The following is a 17,014-nucleotide window of genomic DNA, read 5'->3' on the forward strand; positions in this document are numbered from 1 at the left end:
CCATCTCGACCTCTTCAACTCGTAGTTTGAAGCGGCAAAGCCGTGCGGTCACTATGGCCGTTGGGTCATCAAGACCTAACCAGCATCATCCAGCCAGGCGAGGGCGGGCCCTGGAAGTACCTCAAACGATCTCTCTAAATCCACCAAAGATCGCAATTCGGTGTATAGAAACCCTGCCGACAGGGGAGTCAGCCAGGCTTTGCGGTCCTTACGTCTCCGACCACGCGGGCTGGAACGCCGGCGGCAATGGCGAAGGCGGGGATATCACGGGTGACGACGGCGCCGGCGCCGATCAGTGCCCGCTCTCCGATGGTCACGCCCGGGGTGATAGTGGCGTTGGAGCCGATGGAGGCGCCCTTCTTGACCAGGGTCGGCTCGACCTTCCAGTCGGCATCACTCTGGGCGCTCCCGTCCAGGTTGGTGGCTCGGGGAAGGCGGTCGTTGGTGAACATCACCCCATGACCGATGAAGACCTCGTCCTCGATGGTCACGCCCTCGCAGATGAATGTGTGCGAAGAGATCTTGCAGCGCTCGCCGATGCAGGAATTTTTCTGAATCTCGACGAAGGCGCCGATGCGCGAGCCGTTACCGACCTCGCAGCCGTAGAGGTTCACCAGATTGGGGTGATGGACGACGACCTCGCCACGCAGAACCACACTGTCGGAAATCGGCATCGCTTCCCCCCTGGAGCTGTCTGTCTCGCGCCATCTCCTGCAAATCGGATGCGAGCCTTGGCGCGCGCTCAAAGATCGGATTGGCAGCGTCGGTGACCATTTCTATGTAACCTGCCTTGTCGCTTGGCAAGCCTTGGCCACTCGGTATAACAAGTTTTAAGGCAGGCTGCGACCTTGGGGGAAGGATGCCGGAAACGATGCGATCTGAAAGCGTGCCCTGCGAGCCAGAGGTGGTGCGTATGCGTCACAACTACGCAGAGTTCCAAAGCCTTCGGGGTGAGGCTGAGCGCTGCCTGGAGGCTGATGACCTCAACTCCGCGGCGGCCTATGTAGAGGCGGCCGTCACGCTTGCACGGAAGCGGCACTGCGGCTTCTATCGGTCAGAGCCGCTTGAGCAAATACTGATCGAGATCGCGCGACGGACGCTCTCCGCAAACGCCGAAGCTGCGCGACCGGCGCGGACGCAGGTCGGCCGCGTGCTGCATGTGGCCACCGCTCTGAACGAGGTCGGCGGCCTCACCCGGATGATGCGCCGTTGGATCGCCGCCGATGAGGCGCGTCATCACTCCTTGGCCCTGTTGCGCCATCCCGGGGAGCCGCCGCCGTCGGTGCGCGAGGCCGTGGAGGCTCGTGGCGGACACGTCCATATGATCGGCGCGACGCGCGGCGGACCGGTGGAATGGGCCCGTGCGCTCCGCAAGTTGTCGCTCGATTTCGACCTCGTCGTCCTGCACGTCAGCAACGAGGACCCGACGCCGGGCATAGCCTTTGCTGACGAGCGCAACCGACCGCCCGTGGTCTTGATCAACCACGCCGACCACGCGTTCTGGGTCGGGCTATCGGTGTGCGACCTGATCGCCAGTTCGCGGGTGTCGGGCGAGCGGCTGGTGGTGGAACGGCGTGCGATCCCAGCGGAGCGTCACGCCATCCTGCCGATCCAGATCGATTTGCCGGTACGCAAGCACAGCCGGGCCGAGGCGCGGCAGAGGCTCGGCATTCCGGCCGGCGGACCGCTTCTGGTGTCCGTGGCGCGAGGCGTGAAATACCGCACGATGGGCGGGGTCTCGTTCGCCGATATGCATGTCGAGGCGCTCCTGGCTCGTCCCGATGCGCGATTGTTGGTCATAGGGCCGGGGGAGCCGGTCGACTGGCAACAGGCCACAGCGGCGACTGGCGGGCGGATCATGGGACGGCCGGAGACGCCCGATCCGTCGCTCGCCTTCGAGGCGGCGGACATCTACCTTGACTCGTACCCCTTTGTTTCGATTACCTCGATGCTGGAAGCCGGCGGGCTGGGCGCGCCCTGCGTGACGCTGTTTCCCTATCCGTCGGATGCGAACGTCATGAGCACCGATATGCCCGGGCTGGCGCCAACCATTGGCTTTGCCACCTCCATGGCGGACTACAACCGCATCCTGGCGGACTGGCTCGCTGCCCCAGAGGCCCTGCGTCAGCGGGGCGATGAGACGGCGTCCAACGTCAAGCGGCTGCACACCGCGCCCAATTGGCTGGCAAGCCTGGAGGCGCTCTACGCCAAGGCCCTGGCGATCCCGCCAGTCACGCCGCTTCGTGGGCAGGGCGCGCCCGCGGACGAGGAATTCTATGACGGTTATCCCGACATCCTGCTCAATGGGGTGTTCGGCGAGTTCGACACGGTCGAGGCGATCCTGAAACGTTCTGTGCGCCTGATGTCGCTGCCCGAACGGCTACGGGTATGGGGGCGCCTGGCGCGGACCAGGACCTTCGACGGGCCCTGGGACGCCATCCGAAACCTGCTGCCTGAATGGCTGCCCCGGTTGGTGGCCGGCTAAGGAGCGGCAGTTAATTTTTGGGTTCAATTGTAAAGTTTGCCGGCCGGCACTTCGGCGGCCGCGTGTGCGATGCCAGGACGCAGACTGACCGGCCTTCAGGAGCGACCCGCACGAAGGGGGCTTCCAGTTCCGGCAGCCATCGTGATTTACACTTTTGATTTAGCAGGCTGCCCAAAAAGTGGCGGAGATACCCTTTTTGACTCTGGTCTGTGCATGGTTTGAATCTGATACGCTCCTCGACCAAAACAGTTTCGACAGCCTGTCAGAGCCTTGCTCTTTCTCCCGATAGAGGGGTGCCGTTCGACGGGATGGGGCTTTAGGCGCCTCGGGTTCGTCAGAAGCCATAGCTGGCTCAGGCTTGCTATTCGACTCGGGTAAAGGAAAGAGGGCGAAAGTGGGTATGCTTGGGCGAGCACCGAAGGTTCTGAAGCGCGCTGTGCGCGCGTTCGGTGTCGAAAGGCGTCATGTGGTCGGGCCACGTATGGCCATCGAACGTCAAGGTTTGTCCATTCTAGGCCGACGCGTACCCCGTTCAGGAGGCCGGATCCTGGCCTACCACTCGGTCGGCCAGCCGCTGATGGACCACAACGATGTGCCGCCGAAGCTGTTCCGTCGCCAGTTGGAGTGGGCTGCGGCGCGGGGCTACCGGTTCGTGCCAGCCTCGGAGATCGCGCGGACGGGGGGCGACCCAATGGACCTCGCCATCACGTTCGATGACGGCCTCCGCAGCGTGATGACCGTGGCTGCGCCGATCCTGAAAGACTTCGCGGTACCATGGAGCCTTTTCGTGGTCACCGACTGGAGCGAAGGTGGCTCGCCCTGGGCGACCGACGAGGTTCTGGGCTGGCGCGATCTGGAGCGCCTCGTCGCCGACGGCGCCGAAATCGGCAGCCACTCCGCGACCCATCCCGATTTTGGGCAACTGGACGGCCCCGCCGCGCGCGAGGAATTGGACCGCTCGCGCGCTATGATTGAGGCTCGGCTCGGCTTTGCGCCGACGTCGTTCGCAATCCCGCTTGGCCAGTCGGCCAACTGGACGGCGGTTGCTATGCGGGAGGCCAAGGCAGCTGGCTATGATCTGGTCTACGCGCAGGCCGAGGAGACGCGTTCGGCCGGCACCATCGCGCGGACCTTCATCACGCGCTTCGACAGCATCCGAGTATTTTCGGCCGCCCTGTCGGGCGTCTTCGATCGGTGGGAGGAGTGGGGGTGAATAAGGTGCGCATCGTTTCTGTGGTCGTCCCGACCCGCGACCGTCCGCAGTTCCTGGACCCGGCGCTGGCGAGCATCCGCGCGCTGGAAGGCCCCGACCTGACGTTCGAGATTCTGGTTGGCGACAACGGCTCCAACCACGACGCCACCGCCAAGGTGACGCAAGCCCACGGCGCGCAGCACCTCATCGTGACAACTGCTGGCGCCGGGGCCGCGCGTAACGCGGCGATGCGGGCGGCCACAGGCGAGTTTCTAGCCTTTCTGGACGACGACGACGTCTGGACCGAGCAACATGTACGGTCGCATTTGCAAATCTTCGACTGCCAGCCGGAAGTCGAGGCGGTCTTCGGTCAGGTCGTGATGACCGATCCTAATCTGCGGCCCATAGCCGCCCCAATTCCCTATGACGTCCGCCTCGACGGCGACCATCTGAAGATGATGCTCGACGGCTATTTCCCGCAGATCGGCGCCACGATGGCGCGTGTCGGGGTACGCGACGTGTACGGTTATTTTGACGAGACCCTGCTGGCCGACCAGGACTGGGACTGGCAATTGCGCCTCGCCCGAGGAGGGCATATGGAGCATGTGACCGTGCCTTGCGTCTTGTTCCGCCAGCGTCCGTCGGGATCTTATGATGCCTTGGTCCTGAGCCGGATTCCCTATACGCGCAAGGTGTTCATGCGGCATGCCATGCCGGTGTGGCGCAAGTGGCGCTCGCCGAAAGAGTGGCTGCATTCCTATTTCGCCACGCTCTTGGGGTTCTACACCTATTTCGCCGATGCAGCGGTGGAGCGGGCGGCCAGGGGGGATGCCAAAGGCGTGCGATTCGCGGTGCGTCATGCGCTGCTGGTATTTCCGTTCCGGGCGGTAAGGCAGCTCGTGACGCCGACGCCGTTGCGCGCCGCATTCTTTTGGTCGATCGGCCTGGGTGCGCGCCCGGCGGCCGCCCAGGACGCGGCGTTGGACTGAATGGGGATGGAATTTAACCGTCGAATTGGCACTAGGGACGCCAACGACGCGCCGAATATCAGCGCCGGTGCCCCGGTCATCAGCATCGTCATCGCCACGCACAATCGCAGCCACGACGTTCTGGAGAACGTCAATGCCCTGCTGCCGCAGTGCGCGGGCCAGCCGGTGGAGGTCATCGTCATCGACAGCGCCTCGGCGCCGGCGCATGCCGAGGTGCTGGAGGACCTGAGGGGACGCGATGGACTGAGCCTCATCCGGCTCGACAAGCCCGGCGTTGCCCTGGCCCGCAACGCGGGTTTCGAGGCCGGTAGGGGCGAATGGATTGCGCTGCTGGACGACGACGCTGTGCCGCGCGCAGGCTGGGTAGAGGCGGCGATCACCTGCGCGGCCCGCTGTGACGTCCACACCGCCATCCTGGCTGGGCGGGTGATCCCACACTGGCCCGACAACGCCGGCAGCCTTGAAATGCCCCCGAGCAGCCTCGGGCCGCGGGCGCGCCTGTTATTGTCGGTGGTCGATGAGGACGGCTTCGTGGACACGACCCATCATCCCATTGGCGTCGGCGCCAACATGTTGTTCCGCCGCAGCGCGCTGGACGCGCTCGGCGGGTTCGACGTCACGACGGGTCGGGTCGGCTCGAACCTCGCCAGCGGGGAAGAGGCCCAGATGATGACCGACCTGATTGCGGCCGGCTATCGCTGCTGGTACTCGGACGCCTTCGTGGTGGACCACAAGGTCCATGCTGGCCGTCTTACGCGCGCATGGCTCACCGAGCGTGCCCGCAAGGAAGGCGAGGTGGAACTGAGGAGCTTGAAAACGCGGAGCCAGAGAATCGCGCGCGCGCTCAAAATGCTGATCGCAACCCCGCCACTGGCCGTGCTCCAGATCCGCGACCGGCCGGAACGCGAGTATTACCTTCGCCTGAACCACAACCTTGGCCTGCTGCGAAGGGTGCTCGGCTGGGCGAGCTGAGGGGCTCAGGCAGCGGCAGGCGCCGCTTTCTGCGTCGGCCGATGGGCCCAGGCCATGATGGGTCGTTCAAAGAATTGCCAGGAAAAGGTCGCCAGGCCTATGGTCAAAACAAGCTCGATGGGAGCCGAGATCCAATCCGACGCTTGGAATACGACGCCGAACTTCCGGGCCGCTGCCTCGACGTTGTAGAAATGAATAAACTCGTGGAAAACGTAACAACCGTAGCTGATGCGTCCCAGGTTGCGCAGGGGCCAGGTCTCCAAAAGGGCGACGAAACGCGAGGCCTGGTTCCCCGCTATCTGGAGGACCAGAAGCGCGGCTGTAGCTGCGACTGCCGGCGCATAGACGCGCCAGATGATCTCGTCCTTAAGGATAGTGAGGGGCACGATGAGAAGGGTGAGCGCGGCGATGGCCTGGGCCGGCGTGGAAACCAGCCATGCCGGCACTCGCCGGTCGAGGTTCAGTCCTGCCAGACCGCCCAAAGCAAGATAACCAAAGCCGGTCATGGGATTCAGGCCGATGACCTTCGCTGACACTCCGGCCCATTCGAGGCCCGCCTGAGTGAAGAGACCCACAACTACGAATGCAACGCAGATGTGTCCGGCGGCCTTGCTGTGGGTGAACAGCAGCAACGGTGCAAACAATAGATAAAATTGCTCTTCGATCGCCAGCGTCCAGAAGTGGTTGAAGTGGCCCACCCAGTGGCCGGTCGTCAACACATAGATGTTCGTGGCGTAGAGCAGCATGGCCAGGCGCGCGCCGCCTTCGAAGCCGTCGAAATGAACGAACAGCGACGCGATCAGGAAGAAGCCGATCGTCGCGTAGTAGACGGGGAATATCCTGGCCGAACGCCGAAGATAGAAGCGGCCAAGACCTGCCAGCTTCGTCGTCTCGCCCGCCTCGACCGCCACCCGCGTGCGAGTCAGGATACGGGTGATCAAGAGGCCGCTGAGTGCGAAGAAGAGCATTACCCCGTCGCCGCCAAGGGATGCATACGTCCCTTGATGGAACTTGTGGCTTATGAACACGAAGATGAAGGCGATCGCGCGCAGGCCATCGAAACCCCTGATGCGGCGTTCGTTGTCGAGTCGCATTGGCCGAAGCTCCGCCCGCCTCTACCGCGTGGCCGCTTGCCGTCCCGGGGACAAGGCGGCGGCTGCGCTGCTGGCCTCGGCGCCCTCCCGCGCGGTCAATCTAGCCCCCAACCGTAGGAGCGGCCGTTCGAAGAAATGCCAGGAGAGCGTCGCCAGCGCGACCGTGATGAACAGCTCCACGGCCAGTTGCACGATAGGCGGCCCGTCAATGTTCATGTGCAGCTTATGGAACACCGCTTGGACTTCGTAGAAATGGACGAACTGGTGCAGGATGTAGAAGGCATAGCTCACCCGGCCGAGCGAGCGCAGAGGCCATAAGTTGAGGAAAGCCACGACTGGAGTCTGCTGGTTGCGGGCGATCTGGAACAGAAACAGGCCGGCAACCGTGCAGGTCAATGGTCCCCAGACGTTCCATGTGTCTCGGTAATAGCCGAACACCAGCGGGATCGCGATCAGGGTCAGGCCAGCCGCCGCCTGGGCTTGCGCACTCACCAGCCAGGCGCGCGGTTTGAGGTTTTTCAAGGAGGCGACGAAGCCGCCGACGCCGAGCATGCCGAAAGCGATCAGCGGATCGACGTGGATGGCGTTCGGGTGGGTCCGCACGGACACTAGCCAAGCCAGCATGGCCGCGCCGGCGAGCATGAATCCGACGCAAATCCGAAGCAGGTATTTGCGCGGGGTGAACAGCAGGATCGGCGCGAAGAGCAGATAGAACTGTTCTTCCGCCGACAGCGACCAGAGGTGACCGAAATGGCCGTGGTCCCCAGTCGGCGTCATCGCGATATAGATGTTGGTGCCGTAGAGGGCGTAGATCGTCGCTTCCATGCGCGAGAATCCAACGAATGAGGTGAACAGCGAAGCCAGCGCGAAAACACCCAGACAGGCATAATAGAGCGGGAAAATGCGCAGGCTGCGGCGCAGATAGAAGTCACCCATCGAGCGCCATTTCGACTGCGTCCCGGCTTCGACCTTTCCGCGCATCTCCGACAGGATTGAGGAGATGAGCATGCCGCTGAGCACGAGAAAGAGCCAGACGCCGACGGAGCCATAGGAATCGTGATGGGGCAGCGTCGTCTTGTGGCTGATGAAGACCATCAGTACCGCGATCGCGCGCACGCCGTCGAAGCCGGCGATACGGTCTTCCGCCGGCCGGACCATGGTCCGCGACGGCTGAACGGCGAAAATCGCACCCTGATATATCGTTGCCATAGATCAATACTCGAGCCGATGCTCCGCAACCCAGCCATGCCCACGCCTGGGGCGGTCGGACTTTCGCGATTATAGACGCCTAACTGTTCGTCACATCAATTCGACTAGAAGGCGTAGGCTTTGAACGCGCTACCTTCCAGGGCTCCATCGCGCCAACTTTAGATTGATGATCTTCTTTAGGCGGCCGCCCCTGATCGGGCCGACGTGGCGAGCCCTTCTAGCACCGGGCGCTGCCGGGCACGTGTTGTCCAGCGGCCAAAGCGCGCGTTAGAGTCTGCCGAACTAGCGCCCCAGCAAGGGGCAAGGCCACAACGAAGGCCCGCTGACGTCATAGCGGCAGCGCCTAGTTAGGCTTCATTGATGATGCCGCGCCGTCCCAAAATGGAGCAGCGGGGCCTGTGCCACATTGGCAGCGCCGCCGGCTCCGGCGTATCAGTCGGCCCGTCCGTGGATCCGTATCTGCAGACGGCGAGTCACCGCGTAGCAGCGTTAAGAATGCCGACTTCTTCGTCGGTCAATATTATCTCGTAGCGCTGCTTTGAGTTCTTCGTATAAATATCATCGGCCGTTATGGAGATTATAACGTCTCCATTTTGGTTGGTCTGCACATCCCTGACATGGATTGGCTCGCAAAATATGCATTTTGACAAGCCTGCTCTTCGGCTTGGCTGAGTGTTTACCCGCATTTGGAAAATCCCCAATTATTGCCTAGTAAGCTGGTTTAAGCAGTATTCATGCCAGATCCCTGTGGAGCCACTCACGGCTAGGTCATATTGCTGAACCCCTCGCTGTCAGCGTTAACCTATACGTCTAAAGGACGGTGCTCTGGCCATACATTGAGCTACCGGGAGGCCCTACACATTTGGGGTCACCCGTCAAAGCGTTGGGTCCAATATTGCCTGCCCCAGCGCAATGGTGCCGGACTCGGCAGATCCAGCTCCAATGTCGCGCGAGGCGGCGGGCGTTCAGCGTTTCACCGCAACGGCGAAAAGCTCTATCTCTCTGTTTTTGCGAAACTCCCAGAGGGCACCGGGACCTCGTCTCCTACAGCTCTGCCTCGAGGTGATCGGCCCGGCTTAGACCCCTCTGCGGGCGTCGTGCCGTCGACCCCCTGCAGTTAAGTGTCCTCATGTTCGGCCTGGTAGTCAGGAAGGGCGCGTTCCTTACAGTTCCTGCGCTCTGCACGACAGATTCAGGCGGAGCTGCCGAGTTAGAACGGCGACGTCACTTATTCCACTACGCCCGGCTCGTTGGCCGTTCCTGCCGTATCCCACAATAGGAGAAGGTGAGCGACCGGCTTTATCGTGATACGACGACTGCAACTTCTCACGCCGAGATACAACTTCGTTCAGCTGAGGTCCTCACATGATTCCGATCATCAAGCCCACGATGGATGGGGCCGAGGCCGAGGCGGCGCGCCGCGTCATCCTGTCCGGCTGGGTCACGCAGGGCCCGGAGGTCGCGGCCTTCGAGACGGAGTTCGCCACCTTCACCGGCGCGCCGCACGCTGCGGCCGTCTCGAACTGCACCACAGCGCTGCATCTGGCCCTGCTGGCCGCCGGGGTGATGCCCGGCCATGAGGTGGTCACGGTTAGCCACTCCTACATCGCCACGGCTAATTCCGTTGCCTATTGCGGCGCGATCCCGGTCTTCGTCGACATCGATCCGGCCACTTACAACATCGACCCGGCCCTGATCGAGCGAGCGCTTTCGGCCAAGACTAGGGCGATCCTGATCGTCCACCAGATGGGCTTGCCCTGCGACATGGCCGCGGTCGTCGATATCGCCAAGTCCAAGGGCTTGCCCGTGATCGAGGATGCGGCCTGCGCCAGCGGCAGCGAGATCTTCTGGAACGGGCGGTGGGAGAAGGTCGGCAAAGTGCACGGCGACGTGGCGTGCTTCTCCTTCCATCCGCGCAAGATCATGAGCACCGGCGACGGCGGTATGTTGACCACGAAGCACGCTGACTGGGCCGCCAAATTCAAGCTGTTGCGCCAGCACGGAATGAGCGTGCCCGACACAGTCCGCCACGGCTCGGCCCAGGTGATCTTCGAGAGCCACCCAGTGCTCGGCTACAACTATCGCATGACCGACATCCAGGCCGCTGTCGGCCGCGAGCAACTTAAGCGCCTGCCCGGAATCGTGGTCCGCCGCCGCGCGCTGGCCGCTCGCTACGCCGAATTGCTTGGCGAGGCGCAATGGCTGGGCCTGGTGCGCGAACCCTCCTACGTGCGAACCAATTGGCAGAGCTTCTGCGTCCGTCTGCCGGAGTCCGCCGACCAGCACACCGTCATGCAGGCTATGCTGGATGCCGGTATCGCCACACGGCGCGGCATCATGTGTGCCCACCGCGAGGACGTCTATGCCTCCCGACCGTTGCGCATGTCTCTGCAGGAGTCGGAGGCAGCCCAGGATCATGCCATCGTCCTTCCGCTTTACCCCCAGATGACCGACGAGGATCAACAGAAGGTCGCCTCGACCCTGATCGAGGCCACACGGTTTTAAGGGCGCGATATGGTGGCGATCCTGCATCGGGCCAGTCTCATCGAAGGTGAGCGATAGAAATGGCAAACGTTCGGCGCGCGGTGGTCGCGGTCTATTTCGAGAAGTACGCCACCCTCATCCTCAATTTCGCGACGCTCTACGTCTCGTCGCGGCTTTTGACCCCCAACGACATCGGCGCTGCCTTCCTTGGCGCCAGCATCCTCGCGCTCGCCGAGGGTCTTCGTGACTTCGGCGTGACCAATTACATCGTCAACGCCGAAACGCTTTCCAAGGAGGAAATACGCACCTCCTTCACCATGATGCTGGTGGTCGCCATCGTCCTTACGACGGCCTTCGTCGTGACGGCGGGCTTCTACGCCGACTTCGCGCACGAACCGCGTCTGGAGAATTTTGTCCGCACTGTGGCCTTTGGGTATCTGTTCTCCAGCATCGGTTCGCCGATCGTGGCTCTGCTTCGCCGCGACCTGAAATTCTGGAGTATCGCGGCCATAAACCTCGGCTCGGCCCTGGTCGGCAACATCACCACCACCGCTCTGGTGATGACGGGTGTCGGCTATATGAGCTTCGCCTGGGGCTCGCTGAGCTATCCGCTCTCCACCTTCGTCTTCGCCGTTCTCATACGTCCGGACCTGTCCATCTTTCGCATCCAGTTCACCAAATGGCGCGACATTCTGGCGTTCGGTGGATTCAACACCGCGACCGGCCTCCTGACCGGCCTCGGCGAGGTCATTCCGACCTTCATGCTGGGTCGGGCCAGCGGCACCACGGATGTCGGCCTCTACAGCCGAGGCCAGCAGGTCACGGAAATGCCCAGCCGTCTCGTCATATCGGCGATCTCGGCGGTGGCACTGCCGGGGTTCGCCGCCCTTGCGCGCACGGGTCATCCCCTCAAGGGGCCCTATCTCAGAGCCGCGGCCAGCCTGACGGCGTTCCACTGGCCGGGCCTGGCGATGGTCATCCTCTTCGCTCATCCCCTGGTGCACACCATACTGGGACCGCAATGGTACACCTCCATCCCGCTGGTGCAGGTGATGGCCGCGGCCACGATGCTCTACTTCCCCGTCCCATTGATGTTCCCGGCCTTGGTCGCCGCCGGCGGGATCCGCGACACGGCCAAGGCCTGGATCATTTCCCTGCCGATGACCAGCCTGATCATGATCCTGGCGGCCCAGCATGGCCCCTTCGCGCTGGCGCTCTCGATCTTCGCCACCACGCCGATCCAGGTGGGCGCTGGCCTTTGGTTCCTGATGCGGCGACTGAAGTTGAGCGTTGGCGAATATCTGTGGGCTCTGGTGCCGAGCGCCACCGCCACACTGGCCACGGCGCTGGGCCCGCTCGTCGTCATCGTGCTGAATGGCTTCGACATGAACATATCGGTCTTGCAGGCGGTTCTGGGCGGCGGGCTTGGCGCAATGTTCTGGTTCCTGGCGATGGGCTTGACCCGTCATCCCTTCGCCGCCGAACTGGCCTACCTGCTGAATAAGACCCAGGCCTTGGTGCCTGTGCACCTACACGTCCCCCTCCTCCTCATCCGGGGCTTCCTGGGCGAAGAAGCCGAACAGGGACGGGCGGCCGCGCCAGGCCCCGCGGTCGGCGAAACGTGATCCGCCCGGCCACGTCAACAAGGTCGCGCCCGCTACATTTTGGCACGCAATGGTTGAAACATAAGGACGCAATATTGCGGGCCGTCCGGGCGGGGTGCAAGCTGTGTAATCTGCCGCCAACGGGGGACGGGCCGCCCTCTTTCAACAATTGCTTGGATGGCCGACAGGCAAGGACGGCACAGGGAAATCGGGGATGAGTCGCTCTGACGCCACAGATACCGCCCGGGCGAACCCCGCCGGCTCGGGCTTGAAGCGCGCGATGGCCCATGTCGCCGCGCCCGCTGTGATCGCCACTGCCCGCATAGTCACCCGCTTCACGACGCGGGGCGTTCATATCGCCTGGTTCGACGCCTGGAACTCGACCCTCGACCAGGCCCTGGGCTTCTTGCCGGCCATTCCCGGCTGCGACCGCGACCTTTATCGCGAGCTCACCCGACCCACGAGCGCCCGCAAGCGCCACGCCCTGGCGACGGAGAATGGCCACCCGACCGCGCTCATTTCCCTGCGTCGCCGTCGTCGATACTGGGAGCCCGTCGCCTATCAATCGCTTTCCGGCGTGATCGCGCCTGCGTCCTCTCCCGCCGCCCTTGCTCGGGCGCTGCACGCCTTGGGCGTCGAGGTGCGGGTTGAGGCGGGGCTCGACAAGAGCGTCGTGGAGCTAAATCCGCGATCCTACTGGTCCCCGGACAACTACAGCGTCAATCTGCGGGGCGACTATGAGGCGCGCTGGAGCCGCAATCATCGCAAGAATGTGCGCCGGGCCCGCCAGCGCTGCGACGAATTCATGCGGCTTCGCATCGACGACGAGACCGACCTGGAATGGTGCTGCGCTCAATGGGGCCGCATGTGGGAAGGCAACGATGCCGAGGAGACGGTCGCTGCCGAGGATCGTCTGCGGTTCTGGCGCGCCTTCATGAAGCGGCAGACCGCCGGCAGCCCAATCCAGTTCCACACCTTGCACCTGCTCGATGGTGATCGGCGCACAGCCGGCGTCGTCCTGATGTGTCAGGACGGCGTCGTGCTCGGCCAATGCATCGTCCGCGATCCCGAATACGACCGCTTTTGGGTCGGTGTCCGCATAATGGAGGCTTCGATCGAATGGGCCGCACGCGTTGGGCATCGCCAGTTCGATCTCGGCTCCGGGCAAGACTACAAGCAGAGTTGGGGTGAGCCGGTGGCCGGTCGTTACGGTGCCATCTTTCGCCCGCGTGCGGTTAGCGCGCTGTATCGGCTCGGACTCCTGTGACTTCGCTGGGTGAATTCTTTTTTGTTTGATAGCGCAGCGACATTTACCCAATCGAGCGAACCGGTTCGAACTCTGCAAGACCGGGGACGACGGCCGACCCACCGCGGTGATCGCCTGGGCGAGAGCAGTCACTTCGCCGCTGAGGCACAAAGCCGGGGAAAACGGCTTTGTGAGGTATTAATTCGAAGATGCTAATATTATTGTTGCGTCCAGCCGGCAACGCCACCCACGGAGCCGGTCAGGCCCGACGGTCGGACAAATTGTACCCCAACAGGCTGTCGGGCCGCTTGCGCAGACTGCCTTATGTGAGTGCGCGCGGCCCGGCGCCTGCGGGGTTGGGGGTTATGGCGCCGGGCCTTGACCGGCAGGATCCTCAAATTTGCGCGCCGGCGACGTCGACATATATGCTATTGATTATATGAGTAGAATTCATCCAAACGAATAACGAAGGAGTAGAAGGCGAAGCGTGATTGGCACCTGGCCTACCCGAATTAAAAACAGGAAAGGTCGGACATGCAGGCCATATTGCCAACCAACCGGGCTGATGGCGGTTTGTGCTCCATCTATTTACCAGGGCGTAATAACCCCCAATAGCTCGCCTAAGCGGAGCGGTAAATGCGGAGAGGTTTGCAATTCCGCGCAGCTCTCTTTCCATCGCTGCAGATATTCAGCGACGGGAATTCCGCTGCGGCCACGCCAGCGGTTGAGAGCGCCGAGCGCTTCTATGCAATCGGGGTTCTGGTCGTATTCGGCGAGGATCGTCACGCTCATTGCCTGCGCGAACGGATTAAGACCGGGAATTTCGATCGCCCCCCGGTTGTCGGCGAACCAAGCGGCGGCGTCACGGGTGAGATCCTGACCATCGGCAAGGGTCGCGTAGGCGCGAACAATGTTCTGGCAATATTGGGCGATGGCGTCACCGAAAGCGTTATCGCCGACGAACGGGGGATGTTTTCTCCAGTCCTCCGCCAGACGTCCGAGGCCGCGCAATGAGAATGCTTCGACCATGGCTTCCTCAAGCCATTGACAGGGTGCGGCGGGCTTGGCGTCGGCTTGCCAACTGTTGGCAAACACATGGCCGAGTTCATGGCCAAACTGATACGCGAGCTTCGACCAGTCTCGCTCGCCGATATCGACGATGATCCATGCCACGCTGCTTCCGTCCGGGTGCAGCCAGATCGCGGGTTGGCCGGAGGTATGCGAGTCGACGCGCACGCGCGCTGGCTGTCGATCGGAGACAAGCCGGACGTCAGTCAGGCAGGAGCGCCGCATACGTTTGATGACCTGAGTGGCCGCGCCCTCCAACATGCGGCCCCAGTCACCGGCAAGCTCGATCGGAGCGTTAAGAAGGGTCGCAGAAGAGGCGTTTGGGTTTATCGGCATGGCGGCGTGACTGGTCTCCGAGTTGATCCTGAGCATCGCCGCGATTGATCCCGCCACAACGGTGCCAAGTACCAATTGCCGCCGCGTAATAAAGTTGGCCCTTTGCCGGGTTCATGATCCAACCTTGGCGCCGATCGTCAGAGACACTTTGACCCCTTCCGGCATATCGCTTCTACCGTTGGCGGTACTTGATCAGATCTGGGGCAAGTCGGTGACGCCGGACCGCAGCATATTTACGTCCTCCAGCACAAATCGTACTTCCGCCTCATCGACGGTTGCCAGCCAGGCCTCTCTGTCGGTTACGCCGTACGAAATCAACAAACGACTTTCATCAGGATGCCAGGCCAGGCCGGCTGCGAATTCGATGCCCTTTTTGTTGAAGAAAAACGGGCGGGTCACTTTCTGTAGAGAGTTCTGTTTGTCAAACCATACGAAGCGGTGAAGATAGTAACGTCGATTTTCCGGTTGCCTCCATTGCACCTCGTGGATCAGGCACAGCCATCCTCCGTCGAACGCTATGAGCTGGCTGCCACCTCTGAATCGTTGCGCCGCAATCGGGGGCAAGGTTTCGCTGAGAGTGCGGGCCTGATCGTCGATGGTTCGGGTTGGGTCGCATAGGTACATAAAGCGAAGCTCGTCTCCGCCTATATCCGACGGATTGGCCACCACTTGCGGCATCCAGTTTTTCTGATGAATCCGCTGCCCCGCCGGATGTAGAATGCGCCAGTCAGTAAGGTGGCAGGAACCACTTTCCTCGATCCGCGCTATAATCTGTTGGCACAGCGCGTCTTGCGAAAACTCGCGCACACACGCCGAGCCCCAGAGTTCACCATTTATCGCGAACAGACGCAGGTCCTCGAAACCAAGTACGCCTTTGTAGACAGGGTCCGGCATGTCGACCGGCGGCAAAATCTCGCTTGCTGATTGAATGTCCAAATCGTCGCTCAATCGGAGCAGAAAATTCCGGGTGCGGATTGCATCGCCGTTTGTTTCATACTGCAGCTCATCTTCCGTCATCGTGTAGTTCACGGTCCGCTGGGCGAGCACAATTTGCTTGCCTATTCTCGCCACCGACGGATTAGTTGGCCGGTAGCCGTCCGGCGCCGTGAAGCCCAGCGGACGGGCACTGAAGGACGGCATCAGGGCCAGGGCGGGCTGCACATAAAAGAAGGTGTTGGACCACGCCTGGTCTCTGGGACCGTCGCCAGCCCCTCTGTTCAGAGCAAGCCAGTTGCAGGCCGCGCGGCCGCGATCCTTCCGAGCGGGATCGCGGGCGTAATTCGCGACGATCGAATATTCCTCCTGGAGGCCGGTGGCATAGACAGAATCCTCTATGAAAAGGATATCCTGTTCGGGCCGCGCGATTGCCAGCCCGGCCTCACAGAAAAGCACGCTGGCATCGTTCATACCCTTTTCGCGATAATGACGGGCAAGGTCGTAAAGGGGCTCGGCGCGATGCGGTCGCTGGTTGAACGCGGCGAGTGCCTGTCGAACGAAGCCGGCATCGTCGCCCATCTTCTTCAGGCAGCGAGCCTCCTGCAGCCTGGCGTTCCAGGCCTCCTCATCCCAGCCACCCATCGCGGCACGCTTGGCATAGGCGACCGCAGCCTCGGCTGTACGCCCGGCGTCGCGGTAGGATTGCGCCAAATAGAACCAGGAGCGATGGTTCTCTGGATCCTTTTCGAGGGCGCCCAGCAGGAGTTTGATGTCCCGCTCGAACTTGTCGACCCGGTTCGAGCCTGTGGCGTGATCTTTATACCAAACCCCCCGAAGCTCCTTCGCGCCACCGGGTATGTCGATATATTCGTGGGTTACGCCATGGTAGCGCGCGCCGACATCGCGCTTGACCAAGCGCGTGTTCCAATAGGTAAGGCCCGAATCTGCCCGTTGCAGGAACCGATAGCCCGGTGCATCGAGCCGCTCGCGAAATGCCTTGTTTTCAACAACAAGCTGCATGTCCGCATCGTCGAACAGGAGATAGTCGTACGCAAGTGGCGAGGCATAGGCGTGGTCGAGTGCTGCATTGCGCGCTTGCCCGAAATTGTAGAAAGGAAACTCATGCAGTTCGCCCGGCAGATTGCGTGCGGCGAAGAAGTTGCGGATGAAATCCTGGGTTCCATCGGTCGAGCCGGTATCGCCAATGACCCAGCAATTGATGTGCTCCGCAACCGCGCCAAGACAGCGCTCGAGATTAGCCATCTCATTCTTGACGATCATGTTCAGACAAATTCGCCCGCCGTTTGTCATTTTCCGACTGCCCGCTCCTTGGATAATTGCGCACAGAGGCCGCCATATTTGCATTGCGGCTGTATAAGGGACCCTCGATTGTCCCGGT

The 17,014-nt window shown here is 62.2% G+C and carries 12 protein-coding genes; 7 read left to right on the forward strand and 5 right to left on the reverse strand.

The window, feature by feature from the left end:
• Positions 1-188: 188 nt before the first annotated feature.
• Complete coding sequence (locus FJ543_RS21710) at positions 189-674, reverse strand: acyltransferase (RefSeq protein ID WP_140793327.1); 486 nt, start codon at positions 672-674, stop codon at positions 189-191.
• A gap of 239 nt (positions 675-913) precedes the next feature.
• Here FJ543_RS21710 and FJ543_RS21715 point away from each other — a divergent pair, with 239 nt between their 5' ends.
• The 4 genes from FJ543_RS21715 (at position 914) to FJ543_RS21730 (ending at position 5,638) form a co-directional block, all read left to right on the forward strand.
• Positions 914-2,485 (forward strand): glycosyltransferase family 4 protein, encoded by a 1,572-nt coding sequence (locus tag FJ543_RS21715; protein ID WP_140877016.1) that lies wholly within the window; start codon positions 914-916, stop codon positions 2,483-2,485.
• 481 nt (positions 2,486-2,966) lie between these two features.
• A complete protein-coding gene (locus tag FJ543_RS21720) occupies positions 2,967-3,698 on the forward strand; it encodes a polysaccharide deacetylase family protein (RefSeq protein ID WP_224682075.1) in 732 nt (243 codons plus the stop codon).
• Entirely contained in the window at positions 3,695-4,666 is a 972-nt protein-coding gene (locus FJ543_RS21725; protein ID WP_181174040.1) for a glycosyltransferase family 2 protein, read from the forward strand. The genes FJ543_RS21720 and FJ543_RS21725 overlap by 4 nt, the downstream gene beginning before the upstream one ends.
• Positions 4,667-5,638 (forward strand): glycosyltransferase family 2 protein, encoded by a 972-nt coding sequence (locus FJ543_RS21730; RefSeq protein ID WP_140877020.1) that lies wholly within the window; start codon positions 4,667-4,669, stop codon positions 5,636-5,638.
• A gap of 5 nt (positions 5,639-5,643) precedes the next feature.
• On the opposite strand, the gene FJ543_RS21735 is transcribed toward FJ543_RS21730, so the two are convergent.
• Both FJ543_RS21735 and FJ543_RS21740 read right to left on the reverse strand, forming a co-directional pair.
• Positions 5,644-6,732 carry an acyltransferase gene (locus FJ543_RS21735; protein ID WP_140877022.1) on the reverse strand — a complete coding sequence of 363 codons (1,089 nt, stop codon included), beginning with the start codon at positions 6,730-6,732 and terminating at the stop codon, positions 5,644-5,646.
• Positions 6,733-6,753: 21 nt separating this feature from the next.
• Positions 6,754-7,941: an acyltransferase gene (locus FJ543_RS21740; protein WP_140877024.1), complete on the reverse strand. Its 1,188-nt coding sequence runs from the start codon at positions 7,939-7,941 to the stop codon at positions 6,754-6,756.
• A 1,365-nt stretch (positions 7,942-9,306) separates the two neighbouring features.
• Between FJ543_RS21740 and FJ543_RS21745 the strand changes: the two genes are divergently transcribed.
• The 3 genes from FJ543_RS21745 to FJ543_RS21755 all read left to right on the forward strand — a co-directional run bounded on the left by FJ543_RS21745 (position 9,307) and on the right by FJ543_RS21755 (position 13,296).
• Entirely contained in the window at positions 9,307-10,446 is a 1,140-nt protein-coding gene (locus tag FJ543_RS21745) for a DegT/DnrJ/EryC1/StrS family aminotransferase (protein ID WP_140793339.1), read from the forward strand.
• A gap of 59 nt (positions 10,447-10,505) precedes the next feature.
• A complete protein-coding gene (locus FJ543_RS21750; RefSeq protein WP_140793341.1) occupies positions 10,506-12,050 on the forward strand; it encodes an oligosaccharide flippase family protein in 1,545 nt (514 codons plus the stop codon).
• A gap of 193 nt (positions 12,051-12,243) precedes the next feature.
• Positions 12,244-13,296: a GNAT family N-acetyltransferase gene (locus FJ543_RS21755; RefSeq protein ID WP_140877026.1), complete on the forward strand. Its 1,053-nt coding sequence runs from the start codon at positions 12,244-12,246 to the stop codon at positions 13,294-13,296.
• A 567-nt stretch (positions 13,297-13,863) separates the two neighbouring features.
• On the opposite strand, the gene FJ543_RS21760 is transcribed toward FJ543_RS21755, so the two are convergent.
• Positions 13,864-14,715 (reverse strand): hypothetical protein, encoded by an 852-nt coding sequence (locus tag FJ543_RS21760; protein ID WP_224682074.1) that lies wholly within the window; start codon positions 14,713-14,715, stop codon positions 13,864-13,866.
• 156 nt (positions 14,716-14,871) lie between these two features.
• Entirely contained in the window at positions 14,872-16,926 is a 2,055-nt protein-coding gene (locus FJ543_RS21765) for a hypothetical protein (protein ID WP_140877028.1), read from the reverse strand.
• Positions 16,927-17,014: the final 88 nt, after the last annotated feature.

This window comes from Mesorhizobium sp. B2-5-7 (genome assembly GCF_006440875.1).
Lineage (GTDB): Bacteria > Pseudomonadota > Alphaproteobacteria > Rhizobiales > Rhizobiaceae > Mesorhizobium > Mesorhizobium australicum.

What these genes read in the sequence shown, in the direction of transcription:
- FJ543_RS21710 (WP_140793327.1), bottom strand. Translation starts at nt 674, where the DNA reads ATGCCGATTTCCGACAGTGTGGTTCTGCGTGGCGAGGTCGTCGTCCAT.
- FJ543_RS21715 (WP_140877016.1), top strand. Translation starts at nt 914, where the DNA reads ATGCGTCACAACTACGCAGAGTTCCAAAGCCTTCGGGGTGAGGCTGAG.
- FJ543_RS21720 (WP_224682075.1), top strand. Translation starts at nt 2,967, where the DNA reads ATGGCCATCGAACGTCAAGGTTTGTCCATTCTAGGCCGACGCGTACCC.
- FJ543_RS21730 (WP_140877020.1), top strand. Translation starts at nt 4,667, where the DNA reads ATGGGGATGGAATTTAACCGTCGAATTGGCACTAGGGACGCCAACGAC.
- FJ543_RS21735 (WP_140877022.1), bottom strand. Translation starts at nt 6,732, where the DNA reads ATGCGACTCGACAACGAACGCCGCATCAGGGGTTTCGATGGCCTGCGC.
- FJ543_RS21740 (WP_140877024.1), bottom strand. Translation starts at nt 7,941, where the DNA reads ATGGCAACGATATATCAGGGTGCGATTTTCGCCGTTCAGCCGTCGCGG.
- FJ543_RS21745 (WP_140793339.1), top strand. Translation starts at nt 9,307, where the DNA reads ATGATTCCGATCATCAAGCCCACGATGGATGGGGCCGAGGCCGAGGCG.
- FJ543_RS21750 (WP_140793341.1), top strand. Translation starts at nt 10,506, where the DNA reads ATGGCAAACGTTCGGCGCGCGGTGGTCGCGGTCTATTTCGAGAAGTAC.
- FJ543_RS21755 (WP_140877026.1), top strand. Translation starts at nt 12,244, where the DNA reads ATGAGTCGCTCTGACGCCACAGATACCGCCCGGGCGAACCCCGCCGGC.
- FJ543_RS21760 (WP_224682074.1), bottom strand. Translation starts at nt 14,715, where the DNA reads ATGCTCAGGATCAACTCGGAGACCAGTCACGCCGCCATGCCGATAAAC.
- FJ543_RS21765 (WP_140877028.1), bottom strand. Translation starts at nt 16,926, where the DNA reads ATGACAAACGGCGGGCGAATTTGTCTGAACATGATCGTCAAGAATGAG.